The following is a 22,757-nucleotide window of genomic DNA, read 5'->3' as shown; positions in this document are numbered from 1 at the left end:
TACCATGTGTAAAAAAATAAGAAAAACGAGTTTTACTACCCTTTTATTGTTTTCAATATTCATCAGCGGATGCTCGTTGCCTGGCTTGGGGTCATCTTCTGAAAAAACGGTTAAAATTGGTGCGCAGAGTATGACTGAATCCGAAATCTTGGCTAACATGATCGCACAACTTCTTGAACGAAATACAGACCTTGATACGAAGATTATTAAAAATTTAGGTTCGAATTTCGTCCAGCAAAAAGCGATGGAAAGCGGTGATATAGATATTGCCGCAACTCGATATACAGGAACGGACTTAACGAGTGTTCTTGGACAGGAAATTGAAAAGGATCCAGTAAAGGCAATGGATATTGTTCAAAGGGAATTTAAAAAACAATATGGATTTAAATTTTTCGATTCTTATGGATTCGATAACACATATGCCTTTACGATTTCAAATGAATTGGCAGAGAAAAAAGGCTATAAAAAAATATCAGATTTGGCTAAAGATGCAGGGAATTTGAGATTAGGTGTCGATAGTGCTTGGCTTAAAAGAAAAGGGGATGGCTATAAAGGGTTCGTCGATACCTATGGATTAGAATTCGGAGAAACCTATCCGATGCAAATTGGACTAGTATACGACGCAGTCAAAAATGGTCAGATGGATATTGTCCTAGCATACTCTTCAGATGGACGGATTAAGGTTAATGATTTGAAGCTTTTAGAAGATGACAAACAATATTTCCCTCCTTATGACTGTTCACCAGTCGTTACCGAAGAATTATTGGAAAGATACCCGGAGATAGAAGATGAACTTAACAAGTTAATTGGCGAAATTTCTACCGAAACGATGCAGGAACTGAACTATGAAGTTGATGGGAACTTGAAAGAACCATCTGTCGTAGCGTCGGAATTCCTTAAAGCACATAAATATTTCGAATAAATGGGAGGTACAAACTAATGGAAACCTTACAACAGTTGGGAACGTATTATTCCCAAAATTGGATGTATGTACTTACTGAGTTTTATCGCCACTTTTTAATGTCTGCTTATGGTGTATTATTTGCAGCCATCATTGCCATCCCGCTAGGTATATTCATCGCGAAGCATAAAAAGTTGAGTAATTGGGTGTTTTCGATAACTAATGTCATACAAACCACACCAGCCTTAGCAATGCTTGCTCTTCTAATGCTAGTAATGGGACTGGGGACAAACACAGTTATTTTGTCATTGTTTTTATATTCTTTACTACCAATACTAAGAAATACATATGTAGGAATTACAAACATTGATTATGCCTATTTAGAATCGGGTAAGGCTATGGGGATGACGAAGTTCCAATTACTAGTAATGGTCGAACTGCCATTATCCCTGTCTGTCATTATGGCAGGTATTCGAACGGCACTTGTCGTTGCGATTGGTGTAACTGCTGTCGGCACATTCGTCGGTGCAGGTGGACTGGGTGATATCATTGTCAGGGGAACCAATGCTTCGAATGGTACTGCAATTATTCTTGCAGGAGCGATTCCGACAGCATTAATGGCTATTCTATCTGACCTTTTACTAGGCTGGCTAGAACGAGCACTTTCACCGATTAAAAGAAAGAAATTAATACAATCGGAAGCAAAATAGGAAAAAAGAGCAGTTACATATTTCATGTATCTGCTCTTTTTAAAATAAGGGTATTAGCGTTTTTTATTTCTAATATAGGGTAACTATAAGAACAGTTGTAAAAAAAATAAGGGGAATCTATCATGAAACTTACACCAGAACAACGTATTGAACTCCATGGTTTTAATAATCTTACGAAATCATTAAGTTTTAATATGTATGATATTTGTTATACAAAAACAAAGAAAGAACGCGAAGCCTACCTCGAATATATCGACGAACAGTATAATGCAGAAAGGCTTTCGAAGATTTTGCAAAACGTTTCGGATTTAATCGGAGCACACGTTTTGAATACGGCGAAACAGGACTATATTCCACAGGGTGCGAGTGTAACGATGCTCGTTTCAGAAGGACCTGTCGTCGAAGTTCCGACTGGTACCTATGAGGAATCCCCAGGCCCTTTACCGAATAATGTTGTCATGCAACTGGATAAAAGCCACATTACTGTTCATACATACCCTGAATTTCATCCGAATGAAGGTATTAGTACATTCAGGGCTGATATCGATGTATCTACTTGTGGAGAAATCTCTCCTCTAAAAGCACTTAATTATCTTATACATTCTTTTGACACTGACATTATTACAATCGATTACCGTGTCCGAGGATTTACACGAGATAAAAATGGACGGAAATTATTCATTGATCATGATATAAATTCCATTCAAAATTATATCCCTGATGAAGTAAAGAGTTTATATGATATGATTGACGTCAATGTGTATCAGGAAAATATATTTCATACGAAATGTAAGTTGAAAAGATTTGATATAAATAATTATTTATTCGGTTTCACAGAAGAAAAATTAAATTCAGAGGAACGACAGGAAATTATAGAAAGACTACAAACAGAGATGGATGAAATCTTTTATGGAGCTAACGTTCCGCATCTTTTAAAGAAAAACAAGCATTCCAATTAAGGAATGCTTCAAACTGTAGACAAACTCGATGAAAATTGAGTTTGTCTACAGTTTTTTTATGGCTTGTACAATTTGAACGTTGATTGGAACGTAGGGCACTCGCTTTCCGCGGGCGGTCCGGGAGCCTCCTCGGCTTGCGCCTGCGGGGTCTCCCCTAGACGCGCTTTTCCCGCAGGAGTCTCGCACCTTCCGCTCCAATCAACTTTGATATAAAATTTAGATAGAACCTCTTTTGTCTACAAACTGAAGCATTCCAATTAAGGAATGCTTTAGTTTGTGAATATTAATTTAAATGTAATACCCGGACTAATACATAACCAAGAAATGATAATAAGATTGAACCGAGTAGACCAGCAACAAATGGTTTCCCACCATATTTCTTGAATATTACAAGATCTATATTTAATCCGAGTCCCGCCATAGACATTGCCATGAGGATATAAGAAAGGGAAACAATGGATTCAGCAATAGCTTTAGGTACAACTCCTGTAGAATAAAGAGCACTAGTTGCTAAAAAACCTAAAATAAACCAAGGAATCTGGATTGATTTCCATGAAAATTTCTTCCCAGGATTAGCTGTTCGCTCTTTCAAATTCATTATGAATCCAATTAAAATTGCAACAGGAATGAGCAATGCAACCCTTGTTAACTTGACCATGACTGCCATATCTATTGCCTCATTTCCACCTGGTGCTGCAGCGGCAATTACATGAGCAATTTCATGCAGTGTCGCCCCCGAGAAAATTCCGTATCCCTGATCTGATAATCCTAGGAATGGGTAAAGAATGGTGTAACCAAATGTAAAGGTTGTTCCCAATACCGCAACCGTTGCCACGGCAATCGCTGTGTCTTTTTCTTTTGCTTTAATTTGTGTGGAAATTGCAAGGACAGCCGCAGCTCCACAAATTCCTGTTCCACAGGCTGTCAAAATACTTAGCTTTTTATCAACCTTAAAAAGACGGGTCAATCCATAAACTACTAATATAGCAAATACAAGACTAATAGCTCCGACAGCAAAAGTTTTTGGTCCAGCATTAAAAATATCTTTTAAGTTCAAACGCATCCCTAACAAAATAATTCCAAAACGCAAAAGAATCTTACTAGAATAATTGGTTCCCGCGACCATATAATTAGGCAGGCCAACTATTGATTTCCAAAACACACCTATTAATATTGCTATGACGAGCTGCCCCATTATATGAAGGAAAGGGAGCTCTGCCAAGTATTTTGCTGCAATAGCAATTAGTAGGGTTATAGCTATCCCCTTAATAAAGCCAAGCCTTTTTGTTTCTCCAATTGTTTTTCCCAAGTTAAACACTCCATCTATATTGTTTCCTTTACTTTAAGGGTAAATTAAAAATAAGTGAAATATATATTTGCTATTGTAATAATTACATTTACTTATGATAAAATATTAAATAAAAATAAAGGAGGTATCTATGGATCCTTTAAAGGTTTTTGTAACCGTAATCGAACAGAAAAATTTCTCAAGAGCAGGTGAGATTCTTAACCTGTCACAGCCGGGAGTTAGCCTCCATATAAGGAACCTGGAAAATGAATTGGGGACGAAACTGATTTACCGTTCTCCGAAACAGGTTCAAATAACAGAGCCTGGAAAAATCTTATATAGGCATGCAAAGCAAATGCTGAATCACTATGAGACAGCAAAAAGAGAAATTAATGATTTTAATAACGTGGTAAGTGGGACTCTAAAAATTGGGGCTAGTTTTACAATAGGAGAATATTATCTTCCGAAAGTTTTAGCGGAATATGCTGTTCAATATCCTCTAGTTGATATTCAAATTATTATTTCAAATTCTAATGAAGTCATTCAAGGCGTACGTTCTAACCACCTTGATATAGGTCTGATTGAAGGGGAAACGGATTATAAAGATATTGATGTCAACTCATTCATGAATGATGAAATGATTGTCGTCGTTCCGCCTGATCATCCACTTTCACAAATGGAATTCATGGATGGTGCCATGCTTCAGGATCAAACATGGGTACTTAGGGAGCAAGGGTCCGGAACTCGAACGTATTCTGATAAACTTATAAACAGACTAGAACTTAACATCAAACGAAGTTTTATTTTTAGCAGTATTCAAGGAGTAAAAGAAGCAGTTATGGCAGGTCTTGGCATTGCACTATTATCCCGATTAACCGTTCAAAAAGAACTGAAAACCGGTGAATTGAAGACCTTTCATTTGAAAAATGAAGCCTTTATTAGACCTTTTTCAGTGGTGAAAAAGAATGATTTCGAAGCATCAAAAGCTTTGGAGTTATTTTTAAATAAAGTGAGAGAATTTGCGATAAAAGGACAATTAAAATGATACGGAATTCTAAGCATAAAAGCTAACCCTCTCATTTACACGATTGAGGGGCTTGGCGTTTGATTTAATCGAAAACGCTTTCGAATTATTTCTTTTCTTTAAGAACCCATAATAGCCTAGATTTCAATTGTAAGGGAAGTTCGCTAATTTCGGGGTGCAATTGTAGTTACAATGGGTACACAGATTCTGTTCTATTTAGGACATATGATAATCCCTACGGTAAAATGTTATTGCGGATAAAACCGGAAATGGAAACTTCAAAGAACACGTAGAAATGGCAGTTAAATACCAAGCCGAACGAGCAGGTAACTGTTTGGGATGGATAAAAAAGGAAATCAGTAACCCTCAACCAACATTTACGTATGTTCGCTTGATTACAAACATATTATTTAATAGGAAGAGACAAGGATGCTTTTTCGGTCCTTTTATTGACTTCTATTTTATATTAATTTGTAAAAGGAGCGTCCACATTGGCTATAGAGGAGCAGAAAGATAAGCGAATTTCTGTTTTCGACAGAATTATAGGATTCATGCCAAAATTATATGTGATTGGGACTATTTTGATTTTTGTTTATACACTGGTTGCGATGGCTCTATTAGGAATCCAAACGTGGAAGGAGCCTGATAAAGCCGTCAATCCGGTAAATACACAGAATCCAGCTATTTCTGAAGGCTTTGAACATACATTGATAACGTTAATCATAGAACCGATTGTAACATCTGAGTTTTATCAAATAATCTTCAACACATTATTTCTTTACCTTGTGTGGATACTGCTTTTTCTTTTAGCACCGATTGCTTTTTACCGCCTTAAGCACTTTAAGTTTTTTAATATAGAAATTGAGATTGAAAAACAAGATGCTGCTGTTTTTGAGGTGTTCAGCGTGAGCAGTTCAAAAATGAAATTTGCAGCATATTTGACATCTGAGGAATTTCAGCTGGAGATATCAGAGGTGATTGCTAATAGCAAGGACTTTAAAGCTCCTTTAATGTATACATTGGATAGTACTATCGAGTTTTATTCCAATCAATTAGGACTTAACTTTACTTATGATATTTATAACTTAAATCAATTCAAAAAAGCTAAACTGCCTAAATCCATCAAATCAATGCTTGATAAGTCCGTCCAAACTGGTGATCCATGTATAACGAATAAAAGCAACAGTGACAGTGAATATTATAAGAATTTCCTCTTGCATTATTATGAAAACCTAGACGGAAAATTTGTCACGGTTATAAATAGTTATCAAACGGAATTCGATACCTTCGATAAATCACTAATTAAGATTCTACACAATGTCATATACGATTATTATCTACAATATAACTATATATATAATGTAACGTTGACGATGGAGAAGATTGATGAAATTTCATACAATAAATAAAAACCACCCTACAAGTGGTTATTTTTTTTTGTAAGGTGATTGTTAATTATATTTTGGACGATTACATTATTACCAATAAGCTCAGAAGATTTCTTTACGTGCTGCTCTCTAAAATCCATGTTTTTTATTTTCTTTGACTTTTTCCCTTTTTTAAAATTATTGAAGGCATTTAGAAATGCTATTTGGATCACTCCCCTTATAGATTAGTATATTCATATTATGGATAAAGTTTCTAATAAAAAAGTCTCGTTAGAAAAAACTTTTAAAGGTTTTGTATATAAATACGAGCCTTTAATAAGGTTAATTTCAATATAGTATTTTTAATAGATTTTTCTAGTATAAGTCAAGACGAAGTCTACATGGCGCTTACATTTCTGGTTAGCTTTGTGTAGTTATATTTACTAAAACAACATGAGTTTCTTTCTCACAAAGAGAAATCTGTCTTATTGCATCTAGCTTGAAGACACCAGGATGAGCTTCCAACACCATTTAATCCCCATGGTAACTTTACAACATTGACTTTCTGCTTCATGATTATTTTAAATTTTAGCACTTATAGCCTCTTCGTATTTCATGATTTTCATGAGTGGGATTGCCCAGTAACTATTTAACCTAAAAATTGTTATAAAACTAGAAGTGAGTGAACAAAAATCAAAGGATTCTTAGAACATTCCAAAGAGGGAATAAGGTTATTTTTATATTGAAATCAAGGAATAATCTCACTTTTTTTAAAGAAATAAAGAAATTCAGTGAAAAATATTGTATAGTTAAAAAGCAAGGTGTTCGAACAAACATTCGATATTGATATGTAAGATAACTTCTTAGAAGAACAGGAGAGAGACAGTGAACGGGACAGCGCATATGGCATTAGGAGCAGCAGTGGGGTTTTTAACAGCAAACACACTTCAAACCGATCCAACCACTACTTTATTTTTAGTTGGGGTTGGTGGTGTTTCAGGTCTAATGCCCGACATGGATATTGACGGAAAGTTAAGCAATAGGATTACCTTTTCACATAAGTTCATCCGAACGTTAGCACAAACCTTCGGGATTCTCATGATTATTTATAGCTTTTTGGAAGGTTCTGAAACGGAAAAGTGGGTTGGTGTAGGAGCAGGAATTGGAATTATTATAATATCTACTTTTATAACCCAAAGGCATATGCTGACACTGACAGGACTAGGGGTATTAGGAGGCGGCCTATCTTTACAGGAAAACTGGTTATGGCTGTTAGGTATTTATATAATCCTAGCATCTTTCACACCACATAGAAGTTATACGCATTCGATTGCTGGCATCGTTTTCTTTGGCGTCATTGCACATCAATTCGAATCATCTTTGGGGATAGAGGGGATTTTCACTACTTGTATATTAGGTTACATAAGTCATTTAATTGCGGATATGAAATTTTTACCTTTTAATAGACGAGGAGTAAAGTTATTCTTGCCATTTTTCTCTAAGGAATTTTAAGTAAAAGAAACAGTGGTTCTGTCAGAACCACTGTTTCTTTTACTATTAAATATGGCTAATGTGAAAAAATATAAAATAATAGGATATAGTAACTATGTAAGGATAAATTCAACTTATTTTCTAGTCGTTTTCCTATATCTACTATTTTGGACAGACGCTTAGATAGACTAGTGGAGATGCATGAATTCATAATAATGTATGCAATCAATCAAAATGAAAAAGTATAAAAATGGAAGAATAAAAAAGATGGATTGTATGGAAGAATCATTGTTGGATTTTATTAAGCAAGAAGAAGGAGAAAAAATAGAGAAAATTATTCGCGGTCTCGGAGATTTTGAAAAAGAGTTTTGATGTACTGAAGCTTATAGTGAGGCATGTAGGGAATATATTTAATCAGGAAAGACGAAGCCTGTTTTTGTTACGGTTTACATCCGAAGCAGTGGAAAGGTTGAGCGAAGATATCAAGAACTTTGAAGATAAATTGTTAATGTAAAGTTCGTTGTGCTTCTTTTATTTTCTAACATCTAATAATGGCGGATCCTATGTCTTTATACGAAAATTTGATGTAAGAGACATGAAATTTTCATTAAGTTGGTACAAAAAAGCTCTCTTAATTTACTCCTATTACTCGACAACATGCAAATAAATTTGTTCATTTGGTTTTACAACTGAAACAGTGTAAACTAATTTTATTAACAATATCAATGCAAAGGATGTCAAACATGAAAAAACCTCGTATTGGCATGATAGGTTTAGGGAGTATAGCTCAAAAAGCATATTTACCAATCCTTACTAAAGAATTGGATTGGTCATTTGTAGGTGCTTTTTCACCAAGTAAAGATAAACGAAAAATGATTTGCAATCAGTATCGTATTCAAGATTTTAATAGCTTACAAACACTCGCTGCAGAATGTGATGCTGTTTTCGTACATAGTTCCACTAGCTCACATTTTGAAGTCGTATCTTCTCTATTAACTAGAGGAATAGATGTTTATGTCGATAAACCGTTAGCTGCAACTGTTGCTGAAGCTGAAAAATTAGTAGAGTTAAGCGAAAAATCAGGAAGAAAGCTTATGGTTGGATTTAATCGCCGTTTTGCTCCTTTGTATGTACAAGTAAAACATCTAGCTCAAAACATAGCATCAGTTCGCATAGAAAAACATAGAACAGATAGTATGGGACCTTATTCTTATGATTTTAGAATGTTAGATGATTATTTACATGTAGTTGATACTGCAAGATGGTTAGCTAATGGTGATTTAGATGTGCTGCATGGAACAGTAAATATTAGTAGTGAGAATTACCTTGTTTATGCAGGACATGTTTATAAATCCCAGGAGGGTATACCTTTCTTTACAGACATGCATCGAAAAGCAGGTACTAACCTTGAGAGGCTTGAACTATTAACGGATGGAGCAATTTTAAGTGTTAGGAACATGAATACTTTAGAAATTGCTTCTAATAACAGCCACTCAACTTCATTTTCTCCATCATGGGATACAACGTTAAAGCAAAGAGGATTTGAAGATGCTGTACAACATTTTATTAATTGTATTCAAAATGATGAGAAACCACTGATTGATGGACTAGAAGGTCTGAAATCTCAATTATTAGTCAATCAATTATTAAAAGCAGTAGCTAAATAAATAATATCAATTAATGATATTGGAGCGCTTTCTAACTTTTTACAAAGAGTCTAGCAAAAAGAGACAAAATTTCTTAGAGTAGAAAATCCGTTCCTTCTTATGTGGAAAATTACTTGGTTTATGAATAAAACTAATCGGATAGTACATTTATATATTGTTGACCCTTTGCTTGACTCTGCTCAAGATGTTGGTGAAGCTGAAGCCATACATGCAGTAACAAGCTCTGTTAAAAAGGCTACAAACGGCTTTACCACAGAGTTATCACTGAAAAAAGTTAACCCTCAAAACATAAAAGTCAGATGTGATGAAAATTTCTTGATTTTATCTGCATAAATTTTTATAAAACTCAAATGAACACGAAAGACACTACCGGTTTGAACTGTGCCCCATTTTACGGACAGTATAAAAAAGTGCCTATGAGGCTAATAGGTGGTCCCGGTATTGTACCGGGGCCATTTTCTTTAGTCCCCATTGATAACGATACTCATTGTATTCTTCAATAACTCTATCAACTTCTTCCTTCACATCCGTTAAATTAGTACATGTTTTATATTCTGCTAAATCTTTAAAGTGGCCAAAAAAACTTTCCATCGGCGCATTATCCCAACAGTTTCCCTTACGGGACATGGATTGGGTTAGCCTAAGTTCTTTCACTTTGTTTTGAAATAGCGGATGGGTGTAATGGAATCCTTGGTCAGAATGCAGGATTGCACTCGGATGGAACTCGTGACTCACAGCCTGCTTTAGCTTATTTAAAGTCTCGTAAACGATATCCATTTCTAATGAAGTGGATAAATGGTACGTAACGATTTCTTTTGTGGCGGCATCTTTTACGCAGGATAAATACGCTTTTTGGCCTTTCCCATAATAAAGATAGGTAATGTCAGTAAGCAGGACCTTCCCTGGCTCCTTCTGTTTGAATTCACGATTAAGAAGGTTTGGACAAGTAAGGTGCTCCTTGGTTGCCTTAGCCATCTTTCGATACGGATTGGCCCTTCTGATTTTTGCGAAGAGATGATATTTTGCCATCAACCGTCTGATTTTCTTATGATTCATGACGGTCGAATAATCATTTTCCATAACCATTTTGATCTGGAGGGCGCCTACTTTTTCCTTTTTACTAAGGAATATATTTTTAATTAATTCTATATCCAAATCATCCTGTTCCTCGCGTAGCTCACGGGTTGGAGCTGCCTTTAACCAATCATAGTAGCCACTTCGACTTACACCAGCCAATGTGCATAGATAGGAAACAGCCTTCTTTAACTGGTATTGCCTGATCGTTCTTTCAATCAGATAGAACTTCTCAGCTGCAGTTAGAATTATTTCTTTTTCAACGCCCGCCTTTCTAACTCTTCCAGCTTTTTTAGGAAGTCATTTTCTGCTTCAAGGAATTTGATTCTCGCTTCGGCCTTCCTAAGTTGATCCTCTACAGACTGTGGCTTGGAAGAAGGGCGTCCTGTACTTCCTTTTCCACGGCGTTCCGTAAGGAAGCCTTCCTCACCAAACCTTTCAAAGGTATCACGCCAGCGCTGTAGACAACGCTTAGGTTTTTCCTTACCAATTATTTCAAGATTAAATCCATGTTCTATGAAAATTTGAGAGGGGGATTTCCCCTTTTTATATTCCTTAACAGCTTTTGTTTTAAATTCAGGATTATAGGAAATAGAACGCTCTGAAGCACTTATGATATTTGGATTCTTTTCAAGTTCTTTAATCTGAAATTCAGTATATATATTCTTACTCATAGAAACCCTCCGTCCATACTCAATACACCTATTGAAACATAAAAAACCCCGGATAAGGGACACTTTTTTATGTGTGTCCGTTATCCGGGGTATAGTTCGGTTTGGGAGTGTCTTTTTCTTTATTATGTATAAATGCTCTTGGCTATTTTAATAGCTATAGAGTGAAGGAAGTTAGAGTTAATTGACCCAATTCTCTCATACAGATTTTTAAAGTGCCTAAATACCCTGTATGAGAATATGGAACATAATTTTGTAACCTTTAATTCAACACATAGGAGTTACATAATGATTATTTTTCAGACTTATCACCAGTATTATTGGTAGTTGCCTTTGAATCGTTCGCGTGTTTAACGCCTTTACTTACATAAGGTTTTGCGCTCTTTTTCTTGTTGGCACTGGTTTTCCAACGATTCCAACCCTTCTTACCCGTTCCCGTACCTGTACCTTTACCTGTTCCAGTTTTAGCCTTAGCTTTACTCATGAAATCACTCCATTAATATTGTATGGTTAGTTTAAACCATTTTACTTGATTATTATCCAAGTATGTTGAAATATACATCAACTAAGGAGATAAGTACAGAGAAAGGCTCAATATTTTTTAATTTTATTTATGAATTATTTGGCATACAATTTTTCTGATTTATATTTAAACACTATTCATTCAGTAACAAGCACGCTTAAAAAAGTGCCTAATGGCTTTTATACAGATATAACGAAAACGAGAATCAATCTTATCAAACGTAAAAGCCTGCTTAGATAAAAAAATATCGAAAGTTGAAGTCTACATTAATTTACCCCCATAAGAATTGAAAAAACACAGCCTGATTGAGGAGTGTCTTTTACTTCAATCAATATGAGAATATGAAACAAGAACCCTTAAGAAAAAATATCACAAAAAAAGATTTTATATTTCAGTAAAGTTAAGGCTAAGACCGGAACGGATAAAAGAAGGGGCAAAAAGGGTCGATAATTAGTACCAAAAAGAAAAAGAGCGCCAAAACTTATGTAAGGCGTTTAACACTTGAAGGATTCAAAATGTCGGCAATTAACGGTGACGATATTTATTATATTACTTCATTAATATTGGGTGATATTTTAAAGGATTTTCTTGATTATTATCCAAGTATGTTGAAAACACTCTAACTATCAAAAATAAGTACAGGTTACTTCATTATTATAGATCTCGATTTTGTTAACCAGATGCTTATCCCTATTTTTTTACATATAGTTAGGTAATGCATAAGGGTTAATAATACAGCACCTGTATTCATGCCTAAGATGATGCCTCCCATGTTAAGAGAGGCTTGCGAGCCGAGTATATACATCATCACAAAGGCAACGATATGTGACCACACAGTATGGAAAAAAGCCTCTTTAACTAAGCCTAAGCCAATGAGGTAGGCTTGCATCGGAATGACAAAAAAGTGAAAAAGAAAATAAGGACATAATAATTTTAAATAATAAGCAGCTGAAGTGGAGGAAAAAAAGAGTGAGGTTAAAGGTTCTGCAAAGAGATAAATAAAGACCACTGCAGGAATCCCATACAAGAAAGTAAAAGACATCGATTTTTGCAATAAAACTCTCAATTTTTCCTCATCCTGTCTCTTGTACGCATTCGATACATTTGGGATAAGCATTATCATTAGTGAATGAGCGATAAAAGCTGGGAAGAAGCCGATTGTCATCGCAACCCCTGTGAGCATCCCAAAATGTTCAGTAGCCAATACCGCACCGAATCCTGCCGAGAGAAGGGCAGCATGAATCAGAAAAGGTTGAATCGCATTTGTTATTGCGTGAAAGATTCTTAGTCCCATAGTAGGTAGTGAAACCTCCAACAACTTTTGACGTGCATATCTACCAGAGGTACGGGAGTTTGTACCACGCTTCATAATACGCATTTGTAGAATCAATAGGCTGATCAAGTATAAAAAGACGAGGAACTCACTGCCTATTAAAACAAAGAAGGCCATTAGCAAGGACTTTTCCTGGTTAAAATGAAATAAAGTAAATATGATGAACAGCAAGCCAAATTGAATAATATCTTTTAAAAAGTTGGAAAATGCAATCTTTCCCATCTGCTGAACGCCCATAAAATATCCTCTTGCAATCGACGAAAATGCGATTATGGGGATTAAGGTAATTAGCAGCCATTTTATATAAGGGTGGTATCTGTCCATTATGGATGAAAAGGTAAGAATAAAAGGCATGACTACACACATCACCAGAACTACAACCATAGCCATTTTAAGTGCATGAATCAAAAGATTATAATGCAATGTGTGTTTATTTTCTGCTACGAATTTTGAAATGGAAATATGTAATTCAAGACTGGCAATCACATATATCAAAAAGAAAATCGGCAATATGGACATATAAAGCCCCATGCCTTCTTCTTGTAATTCCCTGGCTAGGATCATGTTCACTAAAAATTCGATACATTCACCAAAAAACGCTGCGACAATCAAAATGAGCGTTCCTTTATAGAAAGATTTCATGTTGGCACACTCCTAACAAAGGTGTTTGTATAAGATATGAGACATGCCATGGAATATTCATAAGGAAAGATATAAAGCGGAGGTACTTATTGACTTATCATGGTTTTATCATAAAAATATAGTTTAAGAATGCAAGCTTTAGATCAGCTAAGGCGCATTATCGTATGGTGAGCGTATAGATGTTACTTTAGAATAAAGCTTGATCATTTTCAGGATTAAATATATGACGAATACCCTTCGTTATATGAAGATACCTATATGCAATTGTTTTTTTAAATTGATTTTGACATCGTGATATTCGTAATTTCGTAGCCCAACTTTTCATATAATCCACGTGCAATTTTGTTATGGCCAAAAACGTGAAGTGAAATTTTCTTCATTCCTAATTCTTTAGCAATAATTTCAATTTCTTTCATTGCTTTCTTACCATATCCCAGCCCTTGATATTGATCAAAGATAATAAAATCATAAATAAAGCCTTCGTCATTTTTTGTAGATGAATTTTGTGCAATCCAAATCGTTCCGACTATACGTTGGTCGTGAAAGATAGAGAAAATGTAATTAAACTCGGATTTTTCACCTTTTGGTAACAGTTGACTAAATTCTTTCCTAGACAGATCAATTGCTTCATCTTCACTCCAATTTCCAGAAGCAACTTTGTCTTTTGCATAGTCATCAATTGCATGAATAATATATTGCTTAAAATCCTCTTGGGTAATAGGTTTTAATGTAACCACATAATTCCCTCCTACTAAATTGATAATTCTTCCTTTAAAACATAATATATTTTTTAAGAAACTATCACATACCTGTTAGCTCAATCATGTTAATAGAGCTTTTCCAGAAAAAAGAACTAATAACATATCAAACAATATAAAAATCCAGGTTTGAAGCTGGAAAGTGTTAGTGAAAGTTGTTTTAACTAGTTCAAAATAAAGAATATCCCTTTTCTGCTCTGTATGACTATTCTAATAGCCATATAGGCTGAAAGTTCTTTCAATTATTTAACACTACCTAGAAAAAGACAAATTCACTACTATGCGGCTAACGTAGTTCAAACACAAAATGTTAAAAGTAGAAGCCCAAAAGAATATGAAGGCTGTTCATTTTCACTATATTTTAGCGTTTAGTATAAGGGAGTTTTATAGTGTGTGATATTGGTGTAATTTAGAAACTAGTCGTTTTTCAATTTTTCCTAAATTAAAAATGCCTGATGAATAGTAAAAGTCTTCTATTAGAGTATATATTCACTTTGTAATTCAGCCAATATTTTGCTATTCTGTATTCAGAGGAGATGATCAAATTGAAATTTACATCTATTAGTAAGTCAAACATTGATGAATTATGCATTGCGTTTGAAAGTTGTTTAACACAACATGATATTTCATTCAAATATGTAGATATGACAGAAGATAACGGAATAATCTCGTTTATTTTTTGCAATGATCCGGAAAAGGCTAGATCAGTCGATTTAGAAGGCAAACAGTTTATTGGATTAGATACTGATTACATAGCAAAGGAAATTTTGGAGCCAATTCTTCCTAGGTTAAAAGAATATGCAAAAAAATAAAATCATCGATTAAGATGATTTTATTTTTTTGCATAATTACATATTTGTTATCCTAAATTAAATGCTGCTCTTATTTTTGAGCGGTGAATTGGAGATTCCGTTCAAAAGCAAAGTCTACTATCACTAGAAGTAAACGTTTAGTAAACCGGTTAAACCTTTTGCGAATGATTTAGAAAAGGTTTATCTTGAAACGATGAGTTTGATTCTTTTGGACAATACTATCAACTTTGTTGCTTTACGAACTCGAATAAGGCGGGCTATTTCTGTACATTCATTGGTTTCATACTAAGTCCCATTGAATATTAAAATGGGGACTTAGTGTAGCTAACAATTATTTATTGTTACATATGAATTTAGTTAAGAACACGAACTGCTTTTACAAAGCGAGGTTCCCAGTAAGAACTGTTAATATTTGCATAAGATACACCATTAGATGTTGAAGCATTAAGCATTTGACCGTTACCGGCATAAATTCCTACGTGATTAATTACTCCATCTTTATTAGTATCAAAAAATACTAAATCTCCTTTTTGCAGGGTGTTCGAAGATACAGGTTTCCCAACCTGAGATTGAGCCGATGAAGTTCGAGGTAAGGAAATACCTACAGCTTGGAATGCTTTCAATGTGAATGAAGAGCAATCAAATATGTCAGTACGTGATGTGCTTGCACCATAAACATACTTAGCGCCTAAATATTTCGCACCAGAAGCTAAAATTTTATCTGCTTGGGCTGAATTAGTTGATATGGACTGTTTTTTAGCTATAGATGATGTAGCTTTTCCAGAAAGTTTAATAGACTGACCAATATGAATATTATTTGCATTTGAAATGCTTGGGTTTAAAGAAAGTAAAGAATTTACCGTTGTTTTATGTGCTTTAGCAATTTTGTCTAAGGTGTCACCTGATTTGACTTTATAGGTGTTACTTGAGCTACTTTTGCTGGCCGTTGAACTAGATGTAGAGGCTTGTCCAGATACACGGATAGATTGGCCAATACGAATACGATCTGAATTAGAAATATCAGGGTTTAATTTAATTAATGCACTAAGAGAAAGATTATATCTTTTAGCAATTGTAGATAAAGAATCCCCAAGTTTAACCACATGTTTTTCTGTTGTAACTATACTTTTGCTCGTAGACTTAGTGGATATATTAATGTTCAAAACTTGTCCTGGCAAAATAAGATTACTAGTCAAATTGTTTTTAGATTTTAATTTTTGGACAGTCGTATTATGTGCTTTAGCAATTTTGTCTAGGGTGTCACCTGATTTGACTTTATATGTATCACTCGAACTACTGTTTCTTGCCGTTGAACTAGATGTAGAGGCTTTTCCAGATACACGGATAGATTGGCCAATATGAATACGATCTGAATTAGAAATATCAGGGTTTAATTTAATTAATGCACTAAGAGAAAGATTATATCTTTTAGCAATTGTAGATAAGGAATCCCCAAGTTTAACTACATATATTTCCTTTGTATCAGTACTTTTATTCGTATAGTTGAATTCATTAATCTTTAAAACTTGTCCTGGCAAAATAAGATTACTAGTCAACTTGTTTTCAGATTTTAATTTTTGGACAGTTGTATTATTTGCTTTAGAAATTTCATCTAGGGTGTCACCTGATTTAACTTGATAAGAACTAGCATAAGCAGAAGTGCTGGCAAATAGGGTACCTATAATAGTTCCCGCGAGAATAAAAGAGTTTTTCGAATTCTTCATTTAGGAAAGTTCCTCCTGATGTGGTAAAAAAATATTTAACATTTATATTATAGGGCTATGAAATATATAAAAACCATGACAATTTTAATAAAAAAGTGTTTCAAAATATACAAAAAAATTTCTAATGTTACAATTATGTTGCAGAGTGTCATGATTCAGAACAATTGGTGTGTATTGATGGGTTTCTTCTTTTAATACAATATAATAATTTTCGATAGTGATAGATCTTGTTGAAGGGTTTTAGAAAGAAAGTTGAAAATAATATCTTTTAAAAAGTAAATAGAGGGCTTCACTTTTGGTAAAAGAGGGACTAGGTATAGAGTCTTGGGATTATAAAATCTGAGGGGAACTAGTAAGGTGATTTGAATGCTCAAAAAGAGAGGAAGATGGCACATCGAAGAAATTATTTATTGATTTGGTAGTATTAGCAATGGCGGCCGTCTATAAGTTTTCCTTCAAATGCAAAACGTGCACGAAAATATGCACGTTTTGCTTCCATTATTATAGTATCTGCTGATATTCAAGTTTATTATGTAGCCATCTCTTCGTAATTAGAGAGGGGAAAGGATCTAGTGTAAAAATACTATCGCATTTATTTTATAGAATGCCCAGTATGAAAAGCAATCTTATGTATCAAAGCTTGCTTTTCATTACTTTACTATCTTCTCTAGACAATCCGGACAAGATTAGATGACCATTTTTTTATCGGAATTTAATTGCACTTCCTGTTGAGGTGTATTTACTTGCTTGGTTTTCTTCACCTTTAAGTGATAAACGGCATAACAACCAAGGAAAAACGCTCCGCCGCAATAAAGGGCCATTCTCTGCTCAGGAACAAATGCTAAACTAATCATAACGATGCAGTTTGCTAGTAAGGCAAGAATAGGAATGAATGGATAAAGAGGTACTTTGAATTTTAAATTTTCTACCTTTCCACCCTGACGGATATATGTTCTTCTAAATGCAAGAAGGGAAGCCGAAATGGCAATCCAGCCAATTTGAGCTCCTAATCCTGCTAGGGAGAGAAGAAAGACAAACACTGTTTTTGCAGCTACTACACTTGATAGTAAAGACAACCCTGCTATTGCAAGTGTGATAAGTAATGCATTTAGTGGAATCCCTCTCTTATTTACCATTCCAAGCTTCGGACTTGCCATTTCTTCTCTAGAAAGCGAGTACAGCATACGTGTCGCCGCATAAAGGCCAGAGTTGGCAACTGACAACAGAGCCGTAAGAATGATAAAGTTCATAATGTCAGCCGCATATGGGACCCCAATACTATCTAGTACAACTACGAATGGACTTTCAACGATTCCTGCTTTTTCCCTTGGAATCAGCGCTGAGAGTACAACGACGGATAACACAAAGAAGAAAAGGGTACGCCAAACGGTTTGTTTAATAGATTTTGGTATGACTTTTTCTGGGTTTTCACTTTCTCCAGCGGCAATTCCGATTAACTCTGTGCCCTGGAATGAAAAGTTTACTGTAATCATCGTAATAAGTAGGGCAGATACCCCATTTGGAAAGAGGCCATCATTGAAAAAGTTGGAGAAAAACGGTGCCTCTTGTCCGCCTTTCATATCAATAATACCAAACATAGCAGCACCGCCAACTACGATAAAAAGAATAATGGCCAATACTTTAATGCTTGAAAACACAAACTCCGATTCGCCAAATGCCTTTGCTGATAAAGCGTTTAGTAAAAATATGAGAAAAGCAAAGATTGCACACCACATCCAAACGGGTGATTCAGGAAACCATCTTTGCATGAGTTGTCCTGCTGCCAAAAACTCTAAGGCAACAGTAACTGCCCAACCCAACCAGTAAAGCCATCCAATGGCAAATCCGGTTCCAGGACCGATGAATTTTGTCGCATATGTCTGAAACGAACCGGAAACAGGCATGGCAACTGATAGTTCACCTAGGCAAAGCATTGTTAAATACATGATAAAACCGCCAACTATGTAAGAGAGAATAGCACCAATGGCCCCTGCTTCATGAATGGTGTAGCCTGAACCAATGAAAAAGCCCGTACCAATACATCCTCCTATTGAAATCATAAATAAATGTCTTGCTTTCATGCTCCGTTTTAATTCATTTGGTTGATTTTCTACTGTTTTCATTGAAAAACTCCTTTACCTGATGGGTGCAAACGGTTTCATTTATGTTAGGACGTTTTTAGGGAATTTTTGTTTCTCCATTCACAAGTTTTATGCAATGATTTCAATCTTAGGTGATATTATCCCTCGAATAAGAGATTGCTTCTGCATGTAGAGAAACAGGAGTTAACATAGGTAACAATGCAAAACTAATTTCGATGACGCCCTTAATAAAGAAAAGGATGCCAAAGGTCTGAAACTGTGGATATAAATTATTCACGAGGGCCATCCGTCAATGGGGAAGAAGCCCCCTGATGACAATATGGGCTTTTTTCAATGGACTATCTTTTTAAAAATATCTCTCCATATTTCTATCTTTCTATCAATAACAGCTATCTCAAAAAAGTTCGACTATTTAACATCAGCAAGTAAATTATGAGTGATAAGGTGATCTTCCGCTCCATAAAGTAATTTTTCTCCAAGCAATGAGCCCATTAATGCGACTGCAACTTCGGCTGTTTTATTATGCTCGTCCAATATAGGATTTATCTCTACAAACTCTGCAGATGTAATGATATTAGCTTCAGCTAGCATTTCCATGGCAAGATGGCTCTCACGGTAACTAATACCTCCCATTACTGGCGTGCCAACCCCCGGTGCATCGTCTGGATCAAGACCATCAAGGTCAAGGGATAAATGTACAAGATCCGTACGTTCTTTAAGATAGGCAATCGATTCATCCATTACTCTTGTCATTCCCAATCTATCAATCTCATGCATTGTATATACTTTAATACCCTTTTCTCTAATTAACTCTTTCTCACCTTGGTCCAAGGAACGGGCACCAATAATGACAATATTCTCTGGTTTGATTTTTGGCGTATATCCACCGATGTTAGTCAGTGCAGGGTGGCCAAGTCCCAAACTTACCGCTAGAGACATACCATGTATATTTCCTGACGGAGAAGTTTCGGCTGTGTTTAAATCGCCATGCGCATCATACCAAATTACCCCTAAGTTCTCAGAATGCTTTGCTAAACCAGATAATGTTCCGATAGCTATACTGTGATCTCCACCTAAAACTAAAGGAAATCGATTTGATTGAATGACTTCAGCAACTTTTTGACTCAATTTTTCATTGCCTTCTGCTACATCCTGTAGATTCTTTAAATTAGTATCTGTATCACTTTGTGCTCTCTCTCGTATCTCTACTTTAATGTCACCTTCATCATGGACAGTATAGCCAATGTTTTCAAGTCTTTCACTCAATCCTGCATATCTGATAGCACTTGGACCCATATCTACTCCTCTTCTAGTTTGACCAAGATCCATTGGAACACCAATAATTGAAATTTCCTTCTTCATGTAAAATTCTCCCCCTTCAATTTTTCTTCCCTAGTATAAGGGTAAAATGGCAGATGACTCAACTCGACATTTTTTTGAATATTTATACGATTGAGAATAGAGAAAATTTCACGGTAAAAAATACCTATTGACAGTCCAGGATGTATGTCAAACGGATTTTAACGAGGGGATATGTTATGTTTAAAAACAGTGTTTTAAATTAGTGCATCTTCAAAATGCTAAAGAGGTTAAACCTCAAAAATGAGAGGTGGCTGTTCTTTCAAATTAGACTTGTTGATTGATTCCTTTCGTTAGGAATACCTTGAGAAAAGCTATATACCTTAAGGGATTCGAGAGGTTACTTAAATAAGCCAAGGAAGAATTTTATATATTCATATTGAATATATTTGGTAGACAGTTTTCTTCAGCTAATAAAAATCTCTAATAGTATATTATTCTGATTCTTCATTTCACTTAGTTAAAATAATCATATTTCACTACATATATCTCATCTAAAACATTGAGTGTCTTGTTTATCGATTTAGGTAATGTACTAGGAGGTTTTTATGCAGAAAAATAATAATAAACACATTGAAACAATGGATCGTAGCCAAACGAATGATAGTATTCAGGATCTATCGAATCGTTGGACAAGTAAAATAAAATGTTTTTTGGTACTCTGCATTTATGAACAAAGCAATTAAAAGAAAAACAGTTAATTGAAGATTCGATATTTTAAATAGAGGAAATTTTGAAAAATGGTACATTTTTAGCTAAAAAACCTGTATGGGATGAATTCTACGACTGGTTTAGACTTGAATGACCTACTACAATTAGAGGGTTAAAAGCCGAAGTCAGTAGCAGAGGAAGGGGAAGTCTATAGCGTTTCGTGTTCTTTTAACGTTCCAATAAAGACAACTGAAGTTGAAATGTTTGAAAGTGATCACGATATCAAGCTTCCTGAAGACTACAAGGCGTTCTTGACACTCCATAATGGGGCAAGAATATATGAATCAGTCAATGACGACGGTGTTAACATAGGGGGCGGTCTTCATTTATTTAGTATAGATGACATAAAAGAAACTCAAGAAGTTGAATATATAAGTGAACATGGGATTCCTATCGCACACCTATTGGAAGATTGTTATCTAGTATTAGATATTGAAAAACTAAAGGGTGGGGCTCCAAATTACCTTAATATTTTGGAGTTTACAGAACTTTCATCTCTAAGTCTTAATTTTGAAATCTTTTTAGACCGCTACATTATTTCACAAGGTGAAGCGTTTTGGAGCTGGCCTATTTACACAGCTGAAAACTACTATAGGACCAGGTAAGTAATTAAAAAGAGCGATTGCTAATTAAATGCAGTCGCTCTTTTTAATATTATTTCGATTCGATTTCAAGTATCACTGTTTGCTTATGTTTAGTTTTGTTTGTTTCGTAAATAAAAGAGTCTGCGGGATCGTTTAGTTCAGATTCTTCTTTTGATATATTTTCTTTTGATGTCTTTACATTCGTTTGAGAAGAACAACCAATCAACAATAAGCCAGCAAGTAAAATGACAGCATATATTCTAATCATGTTTGCAGCTCCTTAATTATTTATTAAAAGCATATCATGGAAAGACATCACTTTTGTGTCACATTTTGAAAAAGAGGGGACAAATATTTAAAACTCACTCTTTCAACATAATACTTATTTAGTAGAAAGAGTGAAAAAACAAATAATTAGAAAAGTCTCCAATACCCCAAGCTCTATTCGAAGAAGAAGATTGTAAGCTTACTCATCATGCAGGCATGCCGTAACCCATTCAAAGAAGCCAAGCCCAAGACCTGTATGACTGCTGAAAGCAACTGCATAGAAGGCAGGATCTTCTTTTAACTAGAATTCTGCAAATCATGAGGAACGCTGGGGCTTGATTAGCAACTGTGTTAATGTGTGGGATATTAACTAATAGTGGCGTCAGTATATTTGTAGTAGCATTTGCAGTCTTTCCATTTAAAGCTCAGTTATTTAGAGAGGCCAATATCCCTAAACGACCTATACCAGCTACAATTACACTAGGAGCTACCTTACGATGGATTCTTTACCGGGTTCTCCACAGATTTAAAATTTTATTCCCACCTCTTTAAACAGATATTTATGCTGCTCCGATTAAATGAATAATTGGTGGAATCTTTCTACTTGCTACTAGTATGATTTATTTAGAAACCGTCGACGTAAACTGCAAAAAGCAGGTGAGGGCTATCTTGATTTAAAAGATGCTCAGGAGGAAATGGCTACTACTACTGAGCTGGCGATATATTTTCATCTATTTGAATAGGGAAATTATTAAGTAAATAGGAGGGGTGTAAGAAATAACTTTTCCAC

19 protein-coding genes and 1 pseudogene are annotated in these 22,757 nt (G+C 35.0%); 11 read left to right on the top strand and 9 right to left on the bottom strand.

What is annotated here, in order from left to right; all coding sequences use genetic code 11:
- The first annotated feature begins 4 nt into the window (after positions 1-4).
- From ACQKMR_RS10620 to speD, 3 genes are all read left to right on the top strand, one after another.
- Positions 5-922 (top strand): osmoprotectant ABC transporter substrate-binding protein, encoded by a 918-nt coding sequence (locus ACQKMR_RS10620; protein ID WP_427697262.1) that lies wholly within the window; start codon positions 5-7, stop codon positions 920-922.
- Between the two features lie 17 nt (positions 923-939).
- Positions 940-1,611, top strand: a complete 672-nt coding sequence (locus ACQKMR_RS10615) for an ABC transporter permease (RefSeq protein WP_427697261.1) — start codon at positions 940-942, stop codon at positions 1,609-1,611.
- Between the two features lie 122 nt (positions 1,612-1,733).
- Positions 1,734-2,570 carry an adenosylmethionine decarboxylase gene (speD, locus tag ACQKMR_RS10610; protein ID WP_427697260.1) on the top strand — a complete coding sequence of 279 codons (837 nt, stop codon included), beginning with the start codon at positions 1,734-1,736 and terminating at the stop codon, positions 2,568-2,570.
- 283 nt (positions 2,571-2,853) lie between these two features.
- Here the strand turns inward: speD and ACQKMR_RS10605 are convergent, their stop codons facing one another.
- The gene (locus ACQKMR_RS10605; RefSeq protein ID WP_427697259.1) at positions 2,854-3,879 is read right to left on the bottom strand and encodes a YeiH family protein; all 1,026 of its coding nucleotides are present in this window, start codon (positions 3,877-3,879) and stop codon (positions 2,854-2,856) included.
- A gap of 130 nt (positions 3,880-4,009) precedes the next feature.
- Between ACQKMR_RS10605 and ACQKMR_RS10600 the strand changes: the two genes are divergently transcribed.
- The 5 genes from ACQKMR_RS10600 (at position 4,010) to ACQKMR_RS10580 (ending at position 9,740) form a co-directional block, all read left to right on the top strand.
- Positions 4,010-4,903, top strand: a complete 894-nt coding sequence (locus ACQKMR_RS10600) for a selenium metabolism-associated LysR family transcriptional regulator (protein ID WP_427697258.1) — start codon at positions 4,010-4,012, stop codon at positions 4,901-4,903.
- Positions 4,904-5,373: 470 nt separating this feature from the next.
- A complete protein-coding gene (locus ACQKMR_RS10595; protein ID WP_427697257.1) occupies positions 5,374-6,291 on the top strand; it encodes a hypothetical protein in 918 nt (305 codons plus the stop codon).
- Positions 6,292-7,134: 843 nt separating this feature from the next.
- Complete coding sequence (locus tag ACQKMR_RS10590) at positions 7,135-7,761, top strand: metal-dependent hydrolase (protein ID WP_427697256.1); 627 nt, start codon at positions 7,135-7,137, stop codon at positions 7,759-7,761.
- Between the two features lie 722 nt (positions 7,762-8,483).
- Complete coding sequence (locus ACQKMR_RS10585; RefSeq protein ID WP_427697255.1) at positions 8,484-9,407, top strand: Gfo/Idh/MocA family protein; 924 nt, start codon at positions 8,484-8,486, stop codon at positions 9,405-9,407.
- A 120-nt stretch (positions 9,408-9,527) separates the two neighbouring features.
- Positions 9,528-9,740, top strand: a complete 213-nt coding sequence (locus tag ACQKMR_RS10580; RefSeq protein ID WP_427697254.1) for a hypothetical protein — start codon at positions 9,528-9,530, stop codon at positions 9,738-9,740.
- Positions 9,741-9,821: 81 nt separating this feature from the next.
- Here the strand turns inward: ACQKMR_RS10580 and ACQKMR_RS10575 are convergent.
- From ACQKMR_RS10575 to ACQKMR_RS10560, 4 genes are all read right to left on the bottom strand, one after another.
- Positions 9,822-11,155 (bottom strand): IS3 family transposase gene (locus ACQKMR_RS10575; RefSeq protein WP_427697253.1). Its coding sequence is split into 2 segments (ribosomal slippage): positions 9,822-10,783 and positions 10,783-11,155, totalling 1,335 coding nucleotides; the frame shifts between segments, so codons are not numbered across the junction.
- Positions 11,156-11,444: 289 nt separating this feature from the next.
- Entirely contained in the window at positions 11,445-11,636 is a 192-nt protein-coding gene (locus ACQKMR_RS10570; protein ID WP_057216887.1) for a DUF3934 family protein, read from the bottom strand.
- A gap of 682 nt (positions 11,637-12,318) precedes the next feature.
- Positions 12,319-13,650 carry an oligosaccharide flippase family protein gene (locus ACQKMR_RS10565; RefSeq protein WP_427697252.1) on the bottom strand — a complete coding sequence of 444 codons (1,332 nt, stop codon included), beginning with the start codon at positions 13,648-13,650 and terminating at the stop codon, positions 12,319-12,321.
- 272 nt (positions 13,651-13,922) lie between these two features.
- On the bottom strand, positions 13,923-14,387 hold the full coding sequence (locus tag ACQKMR_RS10560) for a GNAT family N-acetyltransferase (RefSeq protein ID WP_427697251.1): 465 nt from the start codon (positions 14,385-14,387) through the stop codon (positions 13,923-13,925).
- Between the two features lie 566 nt (positions 14,388-14,953).
- On the opposite strand from ACQKMR_RS10560, the gene ACQKMR_RS10555 reads away from it, so the two are divergent.
- Entirely contained in the window at positions 14,954-15,220 is a 267-nt protein-coding gene (locus tag ACQKMR_RS10555) for a hypothetical protein (protein ID WP_427697250.1), read from the top strand.
- A 353-nt stretch (positions 15,221-15,573) separates the two neighbouring features.
- On the opposite strand, the gene ACQKMR_RS10550 is transcribed toward ACQKMR_RS10555, so the two are convergent.
- The 3 genes from ACQKMR_RS10550 to rocF form a co-directional block, all read right to left on the bottom strand.
- Entirely contained in the window at positions 15,574-16,944 is a 1,371-nt protein-coding gene (locus tag ACQKMR_RS10550; protein WP_427697249.1) for a LysM peptidoglycan-binding domain-containing protein, read from the bottom strand.
- A gap of 686 nt (positions 16,945-17,630) precedes the next feature.
- Positions 17,631-19,067: an amino acid permease gene (locus ACQKMR_RS10545; RefSeq protein ID WP_427697248.1), complete on the bottom strand. Its 1,437-nt coding sequence runs from the start codon at positions 19,065-19,067 to the stop codon at positions 17,631-17,633.
- Between the two features lie 387 nt (positions 19,068-19,454).
- Complete coding sequence (rocF, locus tag ACQKMR_RS10540) at positions 19,455-20,408, bottom strand: arginase (protein WP_427697247.1); 954 nt, start codon at positions 20,406-20,408, stop codon at positions 19,455-19,457.
- 887 nt (positions 20,409-21,295) lie between these two features.
- On the opposite strand from rocF, the gene ACQKMR_RS10535 reads away from it, so the two are divergent.
- On the top strand, positions 21,296-21,721 hold the full coding sequence (locus ACQKMR_RS10535; RefSeq protein WP_427697330.1) for an SMI1/KNR4 family protein: 426 nt from the start codon (positions 21,296-21,298) through the stop codon (positions 21,719-21,721).
- Between the two features lie 49 nt (positions 21,722-21,770).
- On the opposite strand, the gene ACQKMR_RS10530 is transcribed toward ACQKMR_RS10535, so the two are convergent.
- On the bottom strand, positions 21,771-21,968 hold the full coding sequence (locus tag ACQKMR_RS10530; RefSeq protein WP_427697246.1) for a hypothetical protein: 198 nt from the start codon (positions 21,966-21,968) through the stop codon (positions 21,771-21,773).
- Positions 21,969-22,306: 338 nt separating this feature from the next.
- Between ACQKMR_RS10530 and ACQKMR_RS10525 the strand changes: the two are divergent.
- A pseudogene (locus ACQKMR_RS10525) lies at positions 22,307-22,680 on the top strand (GntP family permease); the annotation flags it as partial.
- Between the last annotated feature and the right edge of the window lie 77 nt (positions 22,681-22,757).

It is taken from the genome of Peribacillus sp. NPDC096540 (genome assembly GCF_050278525.1).
Classification (GTDB): domain Bacteria; phylum Bacillota; class Bacilli; order Bacillales; family DSM-1321; genus Peribacillus.
This window is presented reverse-complemented; position numbering and strand designations above follow the sequence as displayed.

Bases quoted from the DNA above. Each gene is read 5' to 3' on its own strand.
- ACQKMR_RS10620 (WP_427697262.1), top strand. From the start codon at position 5: ATGTGTAAAAAAATAAGAAAAACGAGTTTTACTACCCTTTTATTGTTT.
- ACQKMR_RS10615 (WP_427697261.1), top strand. From the start codon at position 940: ATGGAAACCTTACAACAGTTGGGAACGTATTATTCCCAAAATTGGATG.
- speD (WP_427697260.1), top strand. From the start codon at position 1,734: ATGAAACTTACACCAGAACAACGTATTGAACTCCATGGTTTTAATAAT.
- ACQKMR_RS10600 (WP_427697258.1), top strand. From the start codon at position 4,010: ATGGATCCTTTAAAGGTTTTTGTAACCGTAATCGAACAGAAAAATTTC.
- ACQKMR_RS10585 (WP_427697255.1), top strand. From the start codon at position 8,484: ATGAAAAAACCTCGTATTGGCATGATAGGTTTAGGGAGTATAGCTCAA.
- ACQKMR_RS10580 (WP_427697254.1), top strand. From the start codon at position 9,528: ATGAATAAAACTAATCGGATAGTACATTTATATATTGTTGACCCTTTG.
- ACQKMR_RS10570 (WP_057216887.1), bottom strand. From the start codon at position 11,636: ATGAGTAAAGCTAAGGCTAAAACTGGAACAGGTAAAGGTACAGGTACG.
- ACQKMR_RS10565 (WP_427697252.1), bottom strand. From the start codon at position 13,650: ATGAAATCTTTCTATAAAGGAACGCTCATTTTGATTGTCGCAGCGTTT.
- ACQKMR_RS10550 (WP_427697249.1), bottom strand. From the start codon at position 16,944: ATGAAGAATTCGAAAAACTCTTTTATTCTCGCGGGAACTATTATAGGT.
- ACQKMR_RS10545 (WP_427697248.1), bottom strand. From the start codon at position 19,067: ATGAAAACAGTAGAAAATCAACCAAATGAATTAAAACGGAGCATGAAA.
- rocF (WP_427697247.1), bottom strand. From the start codon at position 20,408: ATGAAGAAGGAAATTTCAATTATTGGTGTTCCAATGGATCTTGGTCAA.
- ACQKMR_RS10530 (WP_427697246.1), bottom strand. From the start codon at position 21,968: ATGATTAGAATATATGCTGTCATTTTACTTGCTGGCTTATTGTTGATT.